General features: G+C 70.9%; 15 protein-coding genes. 10 read left to right on the top strand and 5 right to left on the bottom strand.

Annotated elements, in window-relative coordinates; genetic code table 11:
* The first annotated feature begins 306 nt into the window (after positions 1-306).
* On the top strand, positions 307-2,493 hold the full coding sequence (locus BKA18_RS35605; RefSeq protein WP_366045113.1) for an FUSC family protein: 2,187 nt from the start codon (positions 307-309) through the stop codon (positions 2,491-2,493).
* Positions 2,494-2,553: 60 nt separating this feature from the next.
* Here BKA18_RS35605 and BKA18_RS35600 read toward each other — a convergent pair whose 3' ends face one another.
* Complete coding sequence (locus tag BKA18_RS35600; RefSeq protein ID WP_366045016.1) at positions 2,554-3,285, bottom strand: ribonuclease H family protein; 732 nt, start codon at positions 3,283-3,285, stop codon at positions 2,554-2,556.
* Between the two features lie 150 nt (positions 3,286-3,435).
* The gene (locus tag BKA18_RS35595) at positions 3,436-4,113 is read right to left on the bottom strand and encodes an AIM24 family protein (RefSeq protein ID WP_366045015.1); all 678 of its coding nucleotides are present in this window, start codon (positions 4,111-4,113) and stop codon (positions 3,436-3,438) included.
* 442 nt (positions 4,114-4,555) lie between these two features.
* Here BKA18_RS35595 and BKA18_RS35590 point away from each other — a divergent pair, with 442 nt between their 5' ends.
* Positions 4,556-5,899: a sugar transferase gene (locus BKA18_RS35590; protein ID WP_366045112.1), complete on the top strand. Its 1,344-nt coding sequence runs from the start codon at positions 4,556-4,558 to the stop codon at positions 5,897-5,899.
* Positions 5,900-6,014: 115 nt separating this feature from the next.
* Here the strand turns inward: BKA18_RS35590 and BKA18_RS35585 are convergent, their stop codons facing one another.
* A complete protein-coding gene (locus BKA18_RS35585; RefSeq protein ID WP_366045014.1) occupies positions 6,015-6,959 on the bottom strand; it encodes a GDP-L-fucose synthase family protein in 945 nt (314 codons plus the stop codon).
* A gap of 182 nt (positions 6,960-7,141) precedes the next feature.
* On the opposite strand from BKA18_RS35585, the gene gmd reads away from it, so the two are divergent.
* From gmd to BKA18_RS35570, 3 genes are read left to right on the top strand one after another with little or no spacing between them, the layout of a single operon-like run.
* A complete protein-coding gene (gene gmd, locus BKA18_RS35580) occupies positions 7,142-8,155 on the top strand; it encodes a GDP-mannose 4,6-dehydratase (RefSeq protein WP_366045013.1) in 1,014 nt (337 codons plus the stop codon).
* Positions 8,152-8,688 carry a DapH/DapD/GlmU-related protein gene (locus BKA18_RS35575; RefSeq protein WP_006607899.1) on the top strand — a complete coding sequence of 179 codons (537 nt, stop codon included), beginning with the start codon at positions 8,152-8,154 and terminating at the stop codon, positions 8,686-8,688. Before gmd ends, BKA18_RS35575 begins: the two co-directional genes overlap by 4 nt.
* Complete coding sequence (locus BKA18_RS35570) at positions 8,685-9,809, top strand: glycosyltransferase (RefSeq protein ID WP_366045012.1); 1,125 nt, start codon at positions 8,685-8,687, stop codon at positions 9,807-9,809. Before BKA18_RS35575 ends, BKA18_RS35570 begins: the two co-directional genes overlap by 4 nt.
* A 37-nt stretch (positions 9,810-9,846) precedes the next feature.
* Here BKA18_RS35570 and BKA18_RS35565 read toward each other — a convergent pair whose 3' ends face one another.
* Positions 9,847-11,058 carry a glycosyltransferase gene (locus tag BKA18_RS35565; protein WP_366045111.1) on the bottom strand — a complete coding sequence of 404 codons (1,212 nt, stop codon included), beginning with the start codon at positions 11,056-11,058 and terminating at the stop codon, positions 9,847-9,849.
* A 185-nt stretch (positions 11,059-11,243) separates the two neighbouring features.
* On the opposite strand from BKA18_RS35565, the gene BKA18_RS35560 reads away from it, so the two are divergent.
* From BKA18_RS35560 to BKA18_RS35540, 5 genes are all read left to right on the top strand, one after another.
* Positions 11,244-12,734: a hypothetical protein gene (locus BKA18_RS35560; protein WP_366045011.1), complete on the top strand. Its 1,491-nt coding sequence runs from the start codon at positions 11,244-11,246 to the stop codon at positions 12,732-12,734.
* The gene (locus BKA18_RS35555) at positions 12,731-14,410 is read left to right on the top strand and encodes a polysaccharide biosynthesis tyrosine autokinase (protein ID WP_366045010.1); all 1,680 of its coding nucleotides are present in this window, start codon (positions 12,731-12,733) and stop codon (positions 14,408-14,410) included. Before BKA18_RS35560 ends, BKA18_RS35555 begins: the two co-directional genes overlap by 4 nt.
* On the top strand, positions 14,407-15,960 hold the full coding sequence (locus tag BKA18_RS35550; protein ID WP_366045009.1) for an oligosaccharide flippase family protein: 1,554 nt from the start codon (positions 14,407-14,409) through the stop codon (positions 15,958-15,960). The genes BKA18_RS35555 and BKA18_RS35550 overlap by 4 nt, the downstream gene beginning before the upstream one ends.
* Positions 15,961-16,048: 88 nt before the next feature.
* The gene (locus tag BKA18_RS35545) at positions 16,049-17,587 is read left to right on the top strand and encodes a fibronectin type III domain-containing protein (protein WP_366045008.1); all 1,539 of its coding nucleotides are present in this window, start codon (positions 16,049-16,051) and stop codon (positions 17,585-17,587) included.
* A gap of 22 nt (positions 17,588-17,609) precedes the next feature.
* Positions 17,610-18,038, top strand: coding sequence for an FAD synthase family protein (locus tag BKA18_RS35540; protein WP_040901940.1), 429 nt, complete (start codon positions 17,610-17,612; stop codon positions 18,036-18,038).
* Positions 18,039-18,114: 76 nt separating this feature from the next.
* Here the strand turns inward: BKA18_RS35540 and BKA18_RS35535 are convergent, their stop codons facing one another.
* Positions 18,115-18,846: a CDP-alcohol phosphatidyltransferase family protein gene (locus BKA18_RS35535; protein WP_366045007.1), complete on the bottom strand. Its 732-nt coding sequence runs from the start codon at positions 18,844-18,846 to the stop codon at positions 18,115-18,117.
* Between the last annotated feature and the right edge of the window lie 21 nt (positions 18,847-18,867).

The following is an 18,867-nucleotide window of genomic DNA, read 5'->3' as shown; positions in this document are numbered from 1 at the left end:
CACCCTGGGCGCCCCCGCTGATGATCCACTAACGCCTCACTAACACCGGAATTACCCAAAAAAACCGGTGAGGTCAGGGAGTGGGAGAAGGGTGCGGGGCGCGGGGCCGGCAGACGGTGCCGGGCGTGGTGCGGCCGGGGCGGGGACGAGGCGGCTGAAGGCGGTCCGAGCAGACGTGCGATGCTGGAGCACCGGGGATCATGGCAAGAAGTGGGAGCGTACGGCAGCGTGGTGGCAGCGATACGGCGGGCTGGGACGAACGTCTGGGACCGCTTCGCGGCATCCGATCCGGGGCTGCTGCGGCTGATGGCGGGACTGCGGACGGTCGGGGCCATCGTGCTCACCCTCCTCGTCCTCGCGCTGCTCGGCACCGGCGTCCCCTTGATGGTCGCGGGCTCCATGGTCGCCATGGTGTCCACCTTCGCGATCAGGGAGAAGGAGGTGCGCGGCCAGGCGATCACGCTGGCTCTCGGCCTGCCCGTCGCGCTCGCCGCCATGTCGCTGGGCGCGGTGCTGCACACCCTGGTCATCGCCGGCGATGTGTTCTTCGTGCTGCTGATCTTCGGTGCCGTCTACTCCCGGCGGTTCGGTGACCGCGGCACCGCACTCGGCCTGATCGGGTTCCAGGTCTACTTCATCTCGCTGTTCGTGCAGGCGAGCGTCCCCACCCTGCCCGTGCTGTATCTGACGCTGGCCGTCGCCATCGGGTCCAGCGCCCTCGTCCGGTTCGCCGTCGTGCCACAGACTCCCCAGCGCACCCTGGGCCGGCTCCGCGAGGCCTTCCGGGCCCGCCTCGCCCAACTGCTGGCGACCCAGAACGAGCTGTTGGACGTGGACCCCGAGGAGCTCGACAAGGTCCTGGACGACCTTCGGCGGCACACCGCCCGGCTGCACGAGGCGGCGCTGCTGATCCAGGGCCTCCTGGAGGAGGGCACGCGGGACGAGGCCGCGGCTGGCCTGGTGCAGCGCCGCGTGGCGGAGGCCGAGGTCGCCGCCGAGCGGCTGGGCATGCTGCTGCTCAACGCCCGCAGCGCCGGGCGCGCGGACACCCTCACCATGCATCTGCCGCATGCGCCCGTGCCGGCCACGGGCACCCGCATACGGACCGAGGACGACGCGATCCGCACCTTGCGCCGCGATCTGAACGCCCTCCTCGTGCTGGTCGCCCGGCCCGCGCCGGGCGGCCGCGGCACCGCACTCGCCCACGTACGGAACCGGCTGCTCGGCTACCGGGACGAGGACAACCTGCCGCTCGCCTCCCCCGCCGTCCAGGACGTCTTCCGCGGGCTCGGTGAGGCCGCGCGTTCCGTGCTGGGTCTGCGGCTGGCGCTGGACGGACCGCAGGACGAGTCGGACGACTCCCCGGCCACCACGCGCTCGCGCGAGGAGTTCGACGCCGAGGACCTCGCGATCGTCGTCGCCGAGGAGACCGAGGAGCCCACCGACGACCGCACCGGACTGCAACGGCCCACCACCCGGGCCGCGTTCCAGGTCGCGGTGGGCTCGACGCTGGCCATGATCGGGGGCGAGTTCCTGTCCAGCCAGCGATGGTACTGGGCGGTGCTGACCTGCTGGGTGGTCTTCCTCAACACCGCGTCCACGGGCGAGATCCTGGTCAAGGGCTACCGCCGGCTGGTGGGCACGGTCCTCGGCGTGGTCGCCGGTGTCGCGCTCGCCGGGCTGGTCGGCAACCACACCTGGACCGCGTTCGCGCTCGTACTGCTCTGCATCTTCGGGATGTTCTTCACCGCGCCGCTGTCCTACGCGCTGGTGTCCTTCTTCGTCACCGCGATGCTCGGACTGCTCTACACCCTGCTCAACACCTACAGCCTCGATGTGCTGGTGCTGCGCATCGAGGAGACCGCGCTGGGTGCCGCCTGCGGGATCATCGGCGCGGTGCTGGTGCTGCCGGTGCACACCGACCGCCGGACGGACGAGCTGCTGGGCACGGTGCTGGTCCGGCTGCGGGACGTGGTGTCCGCCGCGGTGGAACAGCTCAGCGGTGGGCCCGCCGTCGACCTGCTGGGCAAGGCGCGCGAGCTGGACGAGGCGCTGGACGAGCTGCGCGCTTCCATCCAGCCGCTGACCCACCCGATCACCCCGCTACGGGTACGGCGACGGACCGCCCGCTATCTGGTGGCCCTCCTGGAGACCTCCGCCTATCACGCCCGTTCCCTGGCGGCGACCGCGGAACTCGTCCCGTACAGCAAGACGATCGCGGCCGACCCGCGCCTGGAGCGGGCCGGCCGGCGGATCGCCTACAACATCGATCTGATCGTCGCGCGGGTGCTGGAGGAGAGCACCGAGGGCGAGGTCCAGTCCGGCGCCAGCATCGCCTCGATGCTGGAAACGGCCGGCTCCGGCGCGCTGCGGACGGGCACGGTCACCTTCCGCGTGCTGCGGCATCTCCAGCGCCTCGACGAGGGAGTGGTGGGTATCGCCCGCCCCCTCGACGTGCCGGTGGCCGGCCGCAGCGGCGGCAAGGCGACCTGACCTCGCCGGCCGTACACCGGAGCGGGCGCGACGAAGACCCTGAGCTGCGGCTGGGTGGGTTCAGTCGGTACCGCCCGCGCCGGCTCGGCACGCCGGGTGCCCCCAGCCCTCGTCGTTCTTGGAGATCGGCTCGCCCGCCGCATAGGAGCGGCCGCAGCGGCAGCGCCCGGGGAACTTGGCCTTGAGCGTGCGCACCGCCTTGCCCGCGCCGCGCCGCTGCGGTGCGGAGGCCGTCCGCGCCGTGGCGCCGGAAGTACTGCCACCGCCGCCGGCGGACCGCGCGGCAGCCGGGGCGGCCGGCGGCGGCGGTGAGCCGAGCTCGCTGCCGGCGGCCTCCTGCTCGGTCGCCGCCCGGCTCGCGGCCCGGTCGGCGAAGTCGTTCAGCGGGTCCCCGTCGACCTGGTGCGCGGGCACGTACCGGAACTCCACGGAGCGGCCCGTGAGCAGCGCGTCGATGCTGACGACCAGTTCCTGATTGGCGACCGGCTTGCCCGAGGACGTCTTCCAGCCCTTGCGCTTCCAGCCGGGCAGCCAGGTCGTGACGGCCTTCATCGCGTACTGGGAGTCCATCCGGATCTCCAGCGGTACGGCCGGATCGGTGGCGGTCAGCAGGCGTTCCAGGGCCGTGAGCTCGGCGACATTGTTGGTCGCGGTGCCCAGCGGCCCGGCCTCCCACCGCACGACGGTGTCCGCCCCATCGGCGATGACCCAGGCCCAGCCCGCGGGCCCGGGGTTTCCTTTCGACGCGCCGTCACATGCGGCACTCACGCGTTCAGCCATGAGCGCGATCATGCCAGGCGGCGGTGTGCCGGGGCGAAGCCGCCTCCGGACGCGTCCGGTGCCGCCCGCTCCCCGGCGCAGGCCCTGCGGGCGCACGCGGGGCGGGCCCGGGGCGCCGCGGAAGGGAACATGACAAGGTACCTCGGCCCCGAGCCCGCAAGGTCAGTTCCCGGCCGACTTCTCCGGGCGGAGTTCGCTGGGCCGCACGATGACGAAACCCTCGCCTTCGAGGCGGAGTTGGACGGCCTCCCCGGAGCCGCCGCGGAGCATCGAACCGAGGCTCTGCGAACGGTGCAGCCCCGTGTGCAAACTGCTGCTCCAGCCGACCACGGCATCGGTGTCGACGAAGACCGGGGAGTGCGGGGAGACGGGTATGACGATGGGGTTGCCCTCGCACATCACGCCCAGCTTGCCCTGGCCGCTGAAGACGGAGTTGAAGAGTCCGCCGCCGACCATGCCCGCGCCCTTGACGACCTTGATCTCGTAGGAGAGGGACGGGTCGAAGCACAGCACGTTGCGGCCGTTGACGGTGAGACCGTCGCCGGCGGCGAGGTCGATGATGAAGCAGTTGGCGGCCTCGTGCGCGAACCACACCTCGCCGCGGCCCCGTACGGCCATCAGCGCCAGCCCCTCGCCGGTGACCGCGCGCTTGAGGAACTTTCCGACCCCCTGCCCCTGCTTCTCGAATTGCAGCTCACCGCGGTAGGCGATCATCGCGCCCTGCCGCGCATAACACTCCCCGTCCAGCGCGTACTTGAGCGACTTGGCGTTCTGCTGCACCATGCCGGGCGCGCCGGCCTGCGTCGCCATGTTCTCGGCGGCGAAAAGATCACTGTTCATGACAGGAATGCTAGAGCGGCCCGTGGCCGGGTGTACGCGGGAATCCCCCCGACCGGCACCGGAGCCGCTGCGTCCGGTCCGGATTCCCAGCCCACGACATGACGGCTGAAACCGGATCAGGTCTTCCCCGACTTGTAAACAATCAGACACAAGAACACTCAAAATAGGTAAACCACAGCCGTCAGGCGCAACGTGCTCTAGCGTCACGTCCGACACGGGGCGGTTTGTCAGTGCCAGGGGGCGACGGCTGCGCCGGAACGTGAAGGGGACGACCAAGTGGGGGGCCATGGGGTTGTTCGAAGCTGCCGGATCACGGGTGCTGGAATCACCCGCCGGATCAGCCAAATTGGATCGAGCGCCGGAACACTACAGGGGAGGAAGGCACACACCCGCCGAACGACGGCTCTTACCGGTGGCGTTGGCCGTTGACGCAGTCGGTGCCATGCTGCCGGTCGCCGCGCTGGGTGCCGTCACGGGGCAGCCCCATCCGCTGCTCACCGCAACGCTGGCCGGTGCATCGTGGCTGGCCGTTGGGGCATCGAAGAATCGTTACGTCGGAGACGCGCTGGACGCCGGTGCGCTGCTGCCCGTCTTCCGGGACTGGCTGACCATGCTGGGGGTACTGGCCGTCGCCTGCGTGGGGACGCGGATCGATTTCTCTCTTGAGGTCTGTGTGCCGGCGCTGCTGCCGTGTCTCGCACTGGGCGTGGCCCGGCGCAAGATCGCACACCGGTATCTGCTGGCCATCCGGCGCCGTGCGCGGGCGCTGCGGCGGGTGCTGATCGTCGGGGAGGCAGGCGCAGTCGATGTGGTGCTCGCGGAGCTGGGGCACCGCACCGACCACGAATATGTCGTCGTCGGCAGCTGTCTGGTCGGGGAGGAAGCGACCGATTCGGCACTGCCCGTCTGCGACCGGCTCACGTCCGACGGTGACGGGCCCGAGGGGGCACTGGACGGGGAGCGGGTCCTGAGGTGCGCCGCCGAACTCGGCGCCGATCTCGTCTTCGTGGCGCCGGGCCGGCAGATGCCCGCGGCACGGGTGCGGCGGCTGGCCTGGGCGCTGCACGACGGGGGCCGGAATCTGGCCATACTCCCGGGCCTGATCGACGTCTCGCAGCACCGTGTCCGGCTCGCCAAGGCGGCGGGGCTGACGGTGATGCATATAGACCCGGCGGCGCGACGGGGGCTTCCGGTCCTGCTGAAACAGGCCACCGACCGGCTGGGGGCGTTACTGCTGCTGGTGCTGCTCTCCCCCGTCTTCGCGGCGGTGGCCGCGGCCATCAGGCTCAGTACCGCGGGCCCGGTGTTCTACTGGCAGATCCGGGTCGGCCAGGATCTGCGGCCGTTCCGGATGTGGAAGTTCCGCACCATGGTGGTCACCGCCGACCGGATGCGGGCCGCGCTGGAGTCGGCCAACGAGCACGACGGGGCGATGTTCAAGATGCGGCAGGACCCGCGGGTGACGCGGGTGGGGCGGCTGCTGCGCCGCTTCTCGCTGGACGAACTGCCGCAGCTCTTCAACGTCCTGGCCGGCCATATGTCTTTGGTCGGTCCACGGCCGCCGCTGCCCGAGGAGGTCGAACGGTACGACGGGACCGAGATCCGCCGGCTGTCGGTCAAGCCGGGCCTGACCGGTCTGTGGCAGGTCAGCGGGCGGTCGGACCTGTCCTGGGACGAGACCGTCGCATTGGATCTGAGCTATGTGGACAACTGGTCCTACTCCCGCGACATAGGGGTACTGATGCGTACCGTGCGGGCCGTCGTGGACGGGCGCGGTGCGTACTAGGAAGTGTCCACCACGTCCCGCCGGGCCCGCGACGCCTGGTCGCCGTGGGTCGCGGTGTGCGGCCGGTGTCTCGCCGAAGGGCGGGCGCCGGCCGCACACCGCGGGCCGGTCCGGCTTACGCCGTGGCCGGCTCCGCCTGCCACGCCTCGTAGGTCCGGGCGATGCCCTCGGCGAGCGGAATGGTGGGCGCCCAGCCCAGGGCGCGCATCCTGCTGATGTCGAGCAGCTTGCGCGGGGTGCCGTCGGGGCGGGAGGGGTCGAAGGCGATCCGTCCTTCGTAGCCCACAGCGGCGGCGACGCAGGAGGCGAGCTCGGCGATGGTCAGGTCCTCGCCGCAGCCGACGTTGACCGTGTCGTCACCGTCATAGCGGCGCAGCAGTACCTCGCAGGCGGCGGCCAGGTCGTCGACGTGCAGGAACTCCCGCAGGGGCGTTCCGGTGCCCCAGAGGGTGAGTTCGGGCCGGCCCTGCTGCTTCGCCTCGTGGAAGCGGCGGATGAGCGCCGGCAGCACATGCGAGGTTTCGAGGTCGAAATTGTCGCCGGGTCCGTAGAGGTTCGTCGGCATGGCGGAGATGAAAGAGGCACCGTATTGGCGGCGGTAGGACCGGATCTGCACCAGGCCGGCGATCTTGGCGATCGCATACGCCTCGTTGGTGGGCTCCAACGGCCCGCTCAGCAGGGCGTCTTCGGTGATGGGCTGGGTGGCGTGCTTGGGGTAGATGCAGCTCGATCCGAGGAACAGCAGGCGGCGCACCCCGGCGTGGTGGGCACCGGCGATGACGCTGAGCTGGATGCTGAGATTGTCCTCCAGGAACTGTACGGGCTGGGTGCTGTTGGCCATGATTCCGCCGACCTTGGCGGCCGCCAGCACGACGGCGTCGGGCCGGGCCGCGCGCAGCCAGGCCGCCGTGGCGTCGGCGTCGCGCAGGTCGAGTTCCGCACGGGGGCGGGTCAGTACGTCATAGCCCTGGGCGGTGAGCCGCCGGGCCACGGCGGATCCCACCAGACCTCGGTGGCCGGCGACGAAAACACGAGCAGGTGTGGGCAGCAAGTCATCCATGGGGCGGATTGTCGCAGTCAATCCGATACGCCCACCGGCTATTTCAGGAAATATCTGGCGCTTCTTGTGCTCGACCACCGGCCACGGTGCAGGTAGCGTCCACCGCCCGCGGTCTGTCGTCCGGCACGTGGGCAATCCATCGTTCGATCCCGATGCACAGTCACTTCTCGTGGGGGGAAGCCATGCCGAAAACCGCGGTCATCACCGGAATTACCGGTCAAGACGGTTCGTATCTCGCCGAATTGCTGCTGGGCAAGGGCTATGAAGTGCACGGGCTGATGAGACGCTCCTCGAGCTTCAACACCGAGCGCATCGACCACATCTACCAGGACCCGCACACCCCGGACCGCCGGCTGCTGCTGCACCACGTCGACCTGTCGGACGGGGTGGCGCTGGTGAATCTGCTGCGCGATGTGCAGCCCGACGAGGTCTACAACCTCGGGGCCCAGTCCCATGTCCGGGTCTCCTTCGACGCCCCGCTGTACACCGGCGATGTGACCGGTCTGGGCGCCCTGCGGCTGCTGGAGGCCATCCGTGCCAGCGGGGTCCGGACCCGGCTGTACCAGGCCTCGTCCTCGGAGATGTTCGGCGCCACACCGCCGCCGCAGAACGAGGCGACGCCCTTCCACCCGCGCAGTCCGTACGGCTGCGCCAAGGTCATGGCGTACTGGTCGACCGTCAACTACCGTGAGGCGTATGGCCTGTTCGGCGTCAACGGCATTCTCTTCAACCATGAGAGCCCACGACGGGGCGAGACCTTCGTCACCCGCAAGATCACTCGCGCGGTGGCCCGCATACAGGCCGGTCTGCAGAAGCATCTCTATCTGGGCAACCTCGATGCCGTCCGCGACTGGGGCTATGCCCCGGAGTACGTCGAGGCCATGTGGCTGATGCTCCAGCGTGACGAGCCCGACGACTACGTGGTCGCGACCGGTGTGGCCGCGACCGTACGGGACTTCCTGCAGGCCGCGTTCGAGACGGTGGGGCTCGACTGGGAGCGCAGTGTGCGCTTCGACCCGAAGTACGAGCGGCCCTCCGAAGTGGATGCGCTCATCGGTGACCCGTCCAAGGCGAAGAGCCTGCTGGACTGGTCGGCGAAGGTGCAGTACGACGAACTCGCCCGGATCATGGTCGAGTCGGACGTACGCCAGCTGGCGGACGAGCTGTCCGGCCACCGGGTGCGGGTGGACCGATGACCACTTCCACCACCGCCCGCCGGCTGCGCGGCTTCAGCGGCGCGGGCTACGACAAGGGCCGGGGGGTGCTGACCCAGGCCGCCTGGTTCGCCGTGCTCAACCTGGTGTTCATGAAGTGGTGGTTCCCGCCGCGGCTGCGGCCCCCGCTGCTGCGGGCCTTCGGCGCCCATGTCGGTCAGCGGGTCCTGATCCGGCACCGGGTACGGGTGCAGTGGCCGTGGAAGCTGACGATCGGCGATGACGTCTGGGTGGGCGAGGACGCCTGGCTGATCAATCTGGAGCCGATCAGCATCGCGGCCGACGTCTGTGTGTCGCAGGGCGCCGTGCTGTGCACGGGAAGCCACCAACGGCGTTCGCCCACCTTCGAGTTCGACAATGCGCCGATCAGTGTGGAGGAGGGCGCCTGGGTGGCCGCCCGTGCCGTGGTGCTGCGCGGCGTCACGGTGGGGAAGGGTGCGGTGGTCGGTGCCGGCGTGGTCGCCCACCGCGATGTGCCGCCCGGCGCGGTGTACACCACCGGGGGTGCCGGATGAGGATCACCCATGTCGTGACCCTGGTGAGCGACGACGGGGCCTACGGCGGTCCGGTGAGCGTGGCCACCGGGCAGCTGGGCGAACTCGCCTCCCGGGGGCACGAGGTGGAGCTGGTGTCCCTGTGGCGGGGCCGGGGCGCGCCGCCGCGCGCGGTGGACGGGGTCCCGCTCCGCGCCCGGCCCGCCCGCACCCTGGTGCCGGGGCAGGGGTTCCTGGGCCTGTTCCACCCGGGGCTGCTGCCGGTGCTCTGGCGCCGGGTGGGACGGACCGACGCCCTCCATCTGCATGCCGGGCGCGATCTGGTCTCGCTGGCCGCGCTTGCGGTGGCCGTGCTGCGCCGCCGGACGTTCGTGGTGCAGACGCACGGCATGGTCCAGCCCCGCGGTTCGGCGGTGGCCCGGCTCTTCGACCGGGTGTATGTACCGCTGCTGCGCCGGGCCCTGGCCGCGCTGGTGCTCACCGACGAGGAGGAGGCCGGGCTGCGGCAGGTGCTGGGGCCACGCGGCCCGCGGCTGGTCCGGCTCCCCAACGGGGTGCGTACCCGGCCGGCGGACGAGGAGCGCGACGGGGCGGATGTGCTGTTCCTGGCACGGTTGCAGACCCGTAAACGCCCGGAAGCCTTCGTCCGGATGGCGGCGCTGGTGCACCGCAAGCGGCCCGAGGTGTCCTTCACCCTGCACGGTTCGGACGAGGGCCGGCTCACGGAGGTCCGCCGGCTGATCGCCGAGGAGAAGCTCGATGAGGTGGTGACGTACGGCGGTGCCCTCGATCACGACGCCGCGGTGCGGCGCACCGCACGCGCCACCGTGTACGTCCTGCCCAGCGTCGACGAGCCGTTCCCGATGAGCGTGCTCGAGTCGCTGGCCGTGGGCACCCCGGTGGTCTGCACGGACAGCTGCGGGATCGCCGGCGTGCTGCGGCGGCGCGAGGCCGCGCTGGTGACCGACGGTTCGCCGGCGGAGCTGGCGGACGCGGTGCTGCGGCTGCTGGAGGACGGGCCGCTGCGGGAGCGCGTCACCCGCGCGGGCCGGACGGCCGTGGCGGAGGAGTTCTCGCTCGCGGCGGTCGCCGACCGGCTGGAGGAGTGGTACCCGCTGCTCGCCCGGCCCGGAGCCGGATGACGGCGGGCGGCGGGGGCCGGACCCCCGCCGCCCGCGGCTACCGGCCGGCCGTCGCCAGCCGCAGCAGCGCGGTGATCCGTTCCAGGCCGGCCCGGCTGCTGAGCCGCTGCTCGACGTACTGCGGACCGCGGGCGCCCAGCCGGGACGCCCCCTCGGGGTCGGCGGCGAGCGCACGGACCTCCGCCAGCAGCGCCTTGGGGTCCTCCGGTGCGATCACCGTGCCGGCCCCCGAGCGCAGCACCTCCTGGGCGGTGCCCCCTTCGGCGGCCACCGAGGCGATCACCGGCCGGCCGGTCATGAAGTACGAGGTCAGCTTGGACGGCAGACTCATGTCGAGCACGGAGGCCTTCTGGGTCACCGCGAGCACATCCGCGGCGGCGAGCACCTCGGGGAACTCCTCGGCGCCGGCCGGCGGCAGGAAGGTCAGCGCGGAGCTGCCCGCGGCGAGTTGTTGCAGGTGGGCGCGCTGATTGCCGTCACCCATGAGCACGAACCGGACCGGTGCCGCCTCCTGGTCGGCGAGCCGGGCGGCCTCGACCAGGACCTCCAGGCCCTGCTTGAGGCCCATGTTGCCGGCGTGCAGCACCACGGTCTCGTCCGCCTGCCACCCCAGCCGGGCCCGGGTTTCCGCCCGGTCGCCGCTGGGGCCCTTCACATGCGTCCAGTTGGGCACCACATGCACCCGTGCGCGCGGCACACCCATCGCCGTGACCCGGTCCACGAACGACTCGTGCACCACCCCGACGACATCGGCGCCGCGCAGGATCCGGGCCTCCAGCGCCCCTGCCACGGCGGCGGCCCGCCCCCCGCCCTGGATGCCGCTCTGTGCGGCGGCGGCCCCCATCAGGTCCTGGACGACCACGACATGGGGAACCCCGGCGCGCCGTGCCAGGCGGCCGCCCAGCACTCCCCCGGCCAGCGTGGGCATCTGACTGAGCACCACATCGGGCCGGACGCCACGCGGCGGCGCCGCGACGCCGTGCGCCAGAATGCTCGCCTCGAACACCGCCCGGCGCAGGGCGGTCTGACGTGGTGGCACGGTATGTCTGCGGCGGTGCACCGTCACCCCGCCACGGCGTTCCCGCATCCGCCACTGTCCCCGATACCCCTCCGCCACCCGCCAGGCCGGGTAGTGCGGCATGCCCGCGAGGACATGGGTGTCGGCTCCGGACGCGGCCAGATGCTCGGCTATCTGCGTCGAGTACGGCCCTATGCCGGTGTGTTCGGGTGCGTAGTTGGTCGAGACCACGAGCACACACCGGCCTGCGAACGAGTCTTCCACGACTGGCCCCCCTCTGAATGTGCCGTCATCGTAGGAGCCCGCCGGGGGCCGCGGGCTGTGAATTGGATTGCGATTGTGTCCCGAAGACGACCTTGCTTTCCGAAGTCGCTTAGATTGTGGTCGCTGGTGGGGAGTTGGGGGGAGGTGGGCCGATGATGCCCGGGAAGCGGGGCACCGCGCGGCCGGTACGCGGCATCGCCGCGCTCGGCTGCTGGGCGCTGCTGTTGGTGGTGCTGCTTCCGGTGCTGATCCTGCAGTCGCTGGACGCCCGGTTCGGCGCCGCGCTCGCGGTGCAGTGCGTGGTGGTGGTGCACACGGGTGCGGCGCTGGCCAGGGTGCTGACGGATGTCCGGGCCCGGGTGATCGGCTTCGGGTTCTGGCTCTTCGCGTATGTGTGGCTGGGGCTCGCGCCGTTGGCCATGCTCGCGACGGACGCGTATCCGCGGGGGTTCATGGTCGATGCGCAGTCCGCGTTCGTGACCACGCTCGTGGTGGAGTCGGGTCTGCTCGCCTACAGCGCCGGTTCCGCGGTGGCGTCGTGGCGGGCGTCGCGCGGCTCCACGGTCCTCGAACCGCTGCTCGCCCGGCGGCTGTCGCCGGCGCGGGTGCTGCTGCTGTGCGGTCTGGCGCTGCTGCTGGCCGTCGTGCTGATCCCCGGTCAGGGCGGTCTGTCGGCGTTCTTCCTGAGCCGGCAGGCCGCCAACGAGGCGGCGGCAGCGGCGGAACCGGCCGGGACGGCGGACCGGGCGATGGCGGCCTGGGCGCTGTCGGTGCCGGCGTTCTGGGCGCTGGTGGCGCTGGTGCACGTCCCGCGGTTCACCGCGGGCGACCGCACGCTGCGCGGATTACGGTGGCTGCTGCTGCCCCTGCTGATCGCGTTGAACGCCACCGTCAACAACCCCATCAGCCAGCCGCGTTTCTGGGCCGGGACGGTGCTGCTGGCGCTGGTCTTCAGCGCGTCCTGGCTGCGCGGGCCGCGGGCCTTCCGCCTCGGCGCGGCGGCCGTGGCGGCCGTGGTGCTGGTGGTCTTCCCATACAGCGACTACTTCCGCTACGACAAGCGGGAGCCGGTCAAAGTGGTCTCGCTCGCCGAGCAGTTCACTTCCAACGGCGACTACGACGCCTTCCAGCAGATCGAAACGGGGGTGGACTACGTCCGTACGCACGGCTTCACCCCGATGGCGGCGCTGGGCCCCCCGCTGTTCTTCGTGCCGCGCGCCGCGTGGCCCGGCAAGCCCGACGACGCGGGCATCCTGCTCGCCCGGCACGCGGGCTACACCTTCCAGAACCTCTCCGCGCCGCTGTGGATCGAGACGTACATGTGGGCGGGCTTCCCGTCGGTCATCGCCGTCTTCGGTCTGATCGGCGCGGTGGGACGGCGCATCGACGACCTCCGGCACCGGCTGCGACGCCGCCGCGGCACCCTCGCGGCGCTGCTGGTCCCGGCGTTCGGCTTCTACCAGCTGGTGTTGCTGCGCGGCAGTCTGATGGCCATCGTGGGGCCGCTGGCGCTGCTGGTGTGCATCCCGATTCTGATCACCCGTAAGGCGGGACGGCGAGCCCTGCCGCCGTCCGCGAGCGCACCCGCGCCCGGGGCGCAGCGCGACGCCTTGTCCCTCAGCACAGGAGGAGCACGTACGTGAGCGTCTTCGACGAGCCCGCGGAGGAGCCGGACCAGATCCGTGACCAGTTGCGCCAGCTCTTCCGGTATCGCGCTTTGCTGGTGCTCGGGCTGGTGCTGGGCATGCTCGGCGGGGCCGCCGTGTCCGTGCTCGGCGGCTCGACGTACACGGCGACCGGCGAGGTCGTGGTGCATGCGATCAGTACGGCGCCCTTCGAGGCCGGCGGTGTCTCGGCGGACAAGCAGATCAGCATGGGCACCGAGCGGCAGATCGCGCAGAGCGCCTCGGTCGCGGCCAAGGCGGCGAAGACGCTGGGGATCCATTCCGATCCGGCGGCGCTCCAGCGTGATCTGCGGGTGAGCAATCCGCCCGAGACACAGACCCTGATGTTCGAGTACAACGCGGACTCCGCGGACCGAGCCTCCGCATTCGTCAACGCCTTTGTGCAGGCGTATCTCGACTACCGGCAGGACGCCGCGTCCCAGCGGATAGACAAGACCGTCAGCAAGCTCGGCGACGAGCTGAAGCCCCTTCAGGATCAGCGCAAGGTGCTGGACCGGCGGATCGCGAATGCCGGTGCCGGGGCGGGACGGGCCACCGACGAGTCCGAGCGCAGCAATCTGGTGTCGGAGATAGCGGATCTGCAGGGGCGGATCTCCAGTCTGAAGTCCCTGGACACCACGCCCGGCGACATCGTCCGCAAGGGCGATCCGCCGGCCTTCCCGTCGAGCCCCGGGCTGGCCATGATGCTGCTGACCGGAGCGGTGGTCGGTCTGGTGCTGGGCATCCTGGCGGCCTGGGTGCGGTCGGTGCTGGAGCCGCGGGTCCGGTCGGTGGCGGATGTGCAGGACAATCTGCGGGCACCGGTGCTGGGCATCCTGCCGCGCCGGCAGGGTGGCACCGACGTACTGGAGGTCGGCCGGGCCGGCCGGGGCAACCGCGCGGAGGCCTACCGCACCATCGCCTTCCGGCTGGTGCACGACCAGCGCTTCGCCGGGCGGGGCAGCCTGCTGATCGTCGCTCCCCGGGAGAACGCCGATGCCGTGTCGGTCGCGGTCAACCTGGCCGGTGCGTTCGCCGAGATCGGCAACGACATCCTGCTGGTCGAGGCCGATCTGCGCACCCCCGACCTCGCCCGGCGGCTGCCGGTGCGCCCGGGCCACGGCCGGCCGGTGCCGGGCAGCTGGGCGGACGGCGAGCGGCTCGCGGTGGACGCGGGCGTCGACGGGCGCTTCGACCTGCTGCCCGGCCGGGAGGTGCCCAACCCGGCCCGGGCGCTGTCCGCTCCGGAGTTCGCCCGGCTGCTGAATGCACCGTCCGGCCCGAATGAGAACGTCGTGGTCGTCACCGGTCCGCTGCTCGCTCATGCGGACGGACTGGCCGTCGCCAAGCAGGCGGCCGGCGTGGTGGTGGTCTGCGATCTCAACGAGGTCCGCCGGGACGATCTGGACCGGGTGTGGGAGCTGATCACCGGAGCCGGCGGCCACATCCTGGGTGCCGTCCTGGACAAGGGCAGCCACGGGCCGTCGCTGCGCCGCCTCTCGGACGGCGGGCCGACCCATCGCAAACGCGGCCGGAGCCGTCCGCGTGCCGGCGTGGTGCCCCCGCCGCCGCTGCCCGGCCCGCCGCCCCGCACCGGCCCGGCGCCGGCCGCCGGTGCGCCCACCGACGCCGACACCACGTCGCTCCACAGGTGACGGCCGTCGGCCCGCCGGCGCCACCGGCCCCCGGGCGGACCGCTGCCGCCGGACGGAGTGTCGCCACCACGGCCCGCGGCAGCCTGTTCGGCCTGGCGGGCTCGGCCGCGAACGCCCTGTTCGGGTTCGTTCTCGTCGCCGTCGTCACCCATGGGCTCGGGGCCCGCGGCGCCGGCGCCGTCTTCACAGGTGTCGCCGCCTTCACCATCCTCAGCAACGCACTGAAGCTGGGGGCCGATACCGCCCTGGTCCGCTTCGTCTCGCGGGACCTGGAGCTCAGCGGGGGCGCCGGCGTGCCGGCCCTGCTGCGGACCGCGGTCTGGCCGACGCTGCTGGCGAGCAGCGCGGGGGCGGCGGTGCTGCTGTGCTCCCCCGGCCTGGCCGGCTGGCTGCTGCCCGATCTGGATCCGGGTCAAGCAGCCGCGCTGCTACGGCTGTTCGCGGTCTTCCTGCCGGTGACGACGGTGGCGCTGGTGCTGCTCGGGGCCACCCGGGGGTACGGCTCGGTGGTGCCGTTCGTGGGTGTGGAGCAGATCGGCAAACCGGCGCTGCGGGTCCTGCTGGCGGTGCCGCTGGTCCTGCTCGCACCGAGCGTGGCGGGACTGTCCGCGGCCTGGCTCGCGCCCGGGGTGCTGGGTGCGGTGGCGGCCTGGGTGTCGCTGCGCCGCTCCCGTCGTAGGCATCCCGGCACCGCCCAACCACCGTCGCAGACCCGGGAGTTCTGGTCCTTCGCCGGGCCGCGTGCGGTGTCCTCGGTCTTCGACATCACTGCGGTGTGGATCGGCGTGATCCTGCTGTCGGTGCTGGGCACCGGCACCGAGGCCGGTATCTATACGGCGATCGGGCGTCTGATCACCGCCGGGACGCTGCTCCAACTGGCGATCCGGCTGGCGGTGGCGCCCCAGATCAGCCGGCTGCTCGCGGGCGGCGACGAGGACGGAGCCCATCGGCTGCACCGGTTGTCGACCCGCTGGATCGCGCTCTTTTCCTGGCCGGTGTTCGTGATCCTGGCGGCGTTCCCGGGGACCGTGCTGTCGCTGTTCGGGCCGGGCTTCGCCGGCGGCGCGGCGGGGCTGCTGGCGCTGGCGGTGGCCTGCCTGGTCAACGTGGGTGTCGGCAATGCGCAGACGGTCATCCTGATGGCCGGTCGGAGTGTCTGGAATCTGGTGGTCGCCGGCGCCGCGTTCGTGGTCCAACTGGGCAGCGGTGTATGGCTGGTGCCGCGGTACGGGGTGCTGGGGGCGGCGGTTTCCTGGGGGCTGGCGATCGTGGTGGACAACGGTGCCTCGGCGCTGCTGGCCCGCTACCGGCTGGGCTTTCGCACCGTCGACCGGGGGTATGTGTGCGCCGCGGTGATCACCGTTGTTGCGGTGGCGCTCCCGGCGTTCGCCCTGCGGACGTTTTGCGGGGACCGCGTTCCCGGCGCCCTCTTGGGAATTGTTTTAGCCATTGGGGCTTTCGGCGCGGCCGTCTGGCGCTATCGTTTGCCGCTGGGGGTAGGAGAGTTCTTCGGCGCGCTGCGCAAGCGCGGTTCGGAAAACTCGCGATGAACACCGGGACCATTTCCGCACAGAACGCGTCTGGTCCCCACTTCCTATCCTGACAATTCCAATCGCGCCATGCTTCCAGGGGGGACCTGTGCGCCCAAGAAACAAATCAGCCCATCTCTTGCTCGCCGCCGCGCTGCTGGGAACCGCGTCGGCCGCGCTTGCCGCCGGGCCCGCTCAGGCCACCGGCGAGACCACCCTGACCGCCGATCCGCTGAGCACCTGGCAGACCGACGGCATCGTGTGGTCCATGGCCTATGCCAAGGGGATCGTCTACGTGGGCGGCACCTTCAGCCACATCCGGCCGCCGGGCGCCGCCCCGGGAACCCATGATCTCGCCCGTACCAACTTCGCGGCGTTCGACGCCAAGACGGGTGCCCCGCTGCCGTGCGCCCCGGCGTTCACCGGCGGGACGGGCACGGTCCGGGCCATGAAGGCCTCGCCCGACGGCTCGATGATCTACATCGGGGGCTCGTTCGGGAAGGCCGGAGGGGTGGGACGGTCCAACACGGCCACCCTCAACACCGCCGACTGCTCCATCGGTGCGGACTGGAAACCGACGGTCAGCTCGACCGTACGGGCCATCGACGTGACTCCCGACTCGGTGTACATCGGCGGCGGGTTCGGCACGGTCCAGGGGCAGACCCGCGAACGGGTCGCCGCGCTGCGGCCGAACGGCACGCTGCTGCCGTTCAAGGCCACGATCCGCGGTTCGTCGGTCGGCAACGACCCGACGCCGGCGGTCAACGCCCTCACGGTCGTGCCCAAGCTCAACAAGGTCATCATCGGTGGCCGGTTCACCTCGGTGAACGGCAGCCTGTTCGGCGTGCACGCGCTGGCCGGGCTCGATGCCACCACCGGCAGGGTCGTCGACTCCTTCACCGGCTGGATCCCCAACCGCTCGGCGGTCAAGGCGCTCGCCAACGACGGCACCAACTTCTATGTGGGCGCCGAGGGCACCGGCGGCGGGGTCTTCGACGGCCGGATCGCCGGCCGGCTGTCGGACGGCGCGCAGATCTGGAAGGACACCTGCCTGGGTGCCACCCAGACCGTGCTGCCGTACAAGGGCGTCCTCTACAGCGGCTCGCATGCGCACGACTGCTCCAACACCCCGGGCGGATTCCCCGACATCAACAACCGCCAGCACTTCCTGGCGCAGTCGATCTCGGACAAGACGATCCTGCCGTGGTTCCCGGACACCAATGACGGGATCGGCGAGCAGATCGGCCCGCGGACGATGACCATGGCGGACGGCATCCTGTGGGCGGGCGGCGAGTTCACCACCGTCAACGATGCCCCGCAGCAGGGCCTGACCCGGTTCGCGGCCGGCCCGGACACGGGGGCGCCGCAGGTGCCGCTGCTCAGCGGCGCCAGCGGGTCCCGGGGGAAGATCACGCTGAAGTGGAAGGCCTCGTGGGACCGGGACAACGGCGTCCTGACCTACAAGATCTACCGTGACGGGGTGTATCTCACCTCGGTCAGCCAGGACTCGCGGTACTGGAACCGGCCCGACATGAGCTACACGGACACCGTGGAGCCGGGGGCTCGGCACCGTTACTCGATCGAGGTCACCGACGGCACCAATGTCTCGGGGCGCAACGGCCCGGTCTATGTGACGGCGAGCAACTGACCGTCTGCGAAGTGGGGGGTAAATGACACACCGAGTAGGTTATGCGCCCGGGGTCTACGACCTTTTCCACGTCGGGCACCTGAACATTCTCCGGCACGCCAAAAGCCAGTGCGACTATCTGGTGGCCGGTGTGGTCTCGGACGAAATGGCGGCCCAGGCCAAGGGAAAGGCACCGGTTATTCCGCTCACCGAGCGGCTGGAGATCGTACGCAGTGTCCGGTTCGTGGACGCGGCGTTCGTCGAGACGGTGCCGGACAAATTGGAGACCTGGCAGCAGGTGCGGTTCGACGTCATTTTCAAGGGCGACGACTGGCGGGGCACGGCCAAGGGCGACAAGCTCGAACGGGACTTCGCGACGGTCGGGGTCGATGTGATCTATTTCCCCTACACCGTACACACGTCAAGTTCCCTGTTGCGCAAGGTACTTGACGGCCTCGCGGATTCCGCGTGACTGACGCGTCGGCCCGGTGCATCGTCCGGGCCGGCGCAGCAGGCGGGCCGCCCGAGGGGTCGTCCGTCCCCGTCCGTCAGCGGCCGGGGGCGGACAATTCGCGGTACCACTTGACCAGGAACGCCGCCATGAAGAGCACATGGGCGGCGAGCAGCGCGCAGTACAGCGCCACGAACACGTCCCGGCTGCCGAACAGCAGGAACACCGCGCAGAAGACGCCGTAGTCGACCGGCAGCAGGGCGACGGAGCGCAGCGTGGAGGCGGGTGCCGCGGGTGCCGGTCCGCCCGCTTGGTTCCTGAGCCGTTCGGCGCGCTTGAGCTGTTCGGTGAGAATGCCGCCGAAGAAGACCAGCACCGCGGTGAACTGGAAGGCGATGGGGAGGAACAGATACCGAGGGTCGGAGAATCCGAAGTAACGGTAGAACGAGAGGAGTACGGCCATGTGGAGGGCCAGCATCTTCGCACAGTCGACCACATGGTCCAGCCACTCCCCCGCGGCACTTCCGGTTCCGGTCAGCCGGGCGAGCTGTCCGTCGGCGGAATCGAGCGCGAATCCGATGACCAGCGCCGCGAAAATGCCGAGGGCCGCGGCGGGCGAGGGGCGCAGCATCGCAATCATGACCACGCCGACGAAGGTGAAAACGCCGCTGATCATGGTGACTTGATTCGGCGTCAGTTTCATACTGTAGCCCGCGGCGGCCAGTATCCGGCCGGCCGGCCGGTTCACATAGCGCGAGTACAGGGACACCCCCTTCGCGGATTTCTGGGCCGCAGACAGCTGTCTGATCGCATATCCGAACTGGCTCATATCCCCCACCTGGTGAATGGA

The sequence above is a fragment of the Streptomyces auratus genome (genome assembly GCF_050433025.1).
GTDB classification, from domain to species: domain Bacteria; phylum Actinomycetota; class Actinomycetes; order Streptomycetales; family Streptomycetaceae; genus Streptomyces; species Streptomyces sioyaensis.
Note: the sequence above shows the minus strand (reverse complement) of the source record. Positions and strands in the feature narration are given on the sequence as shown.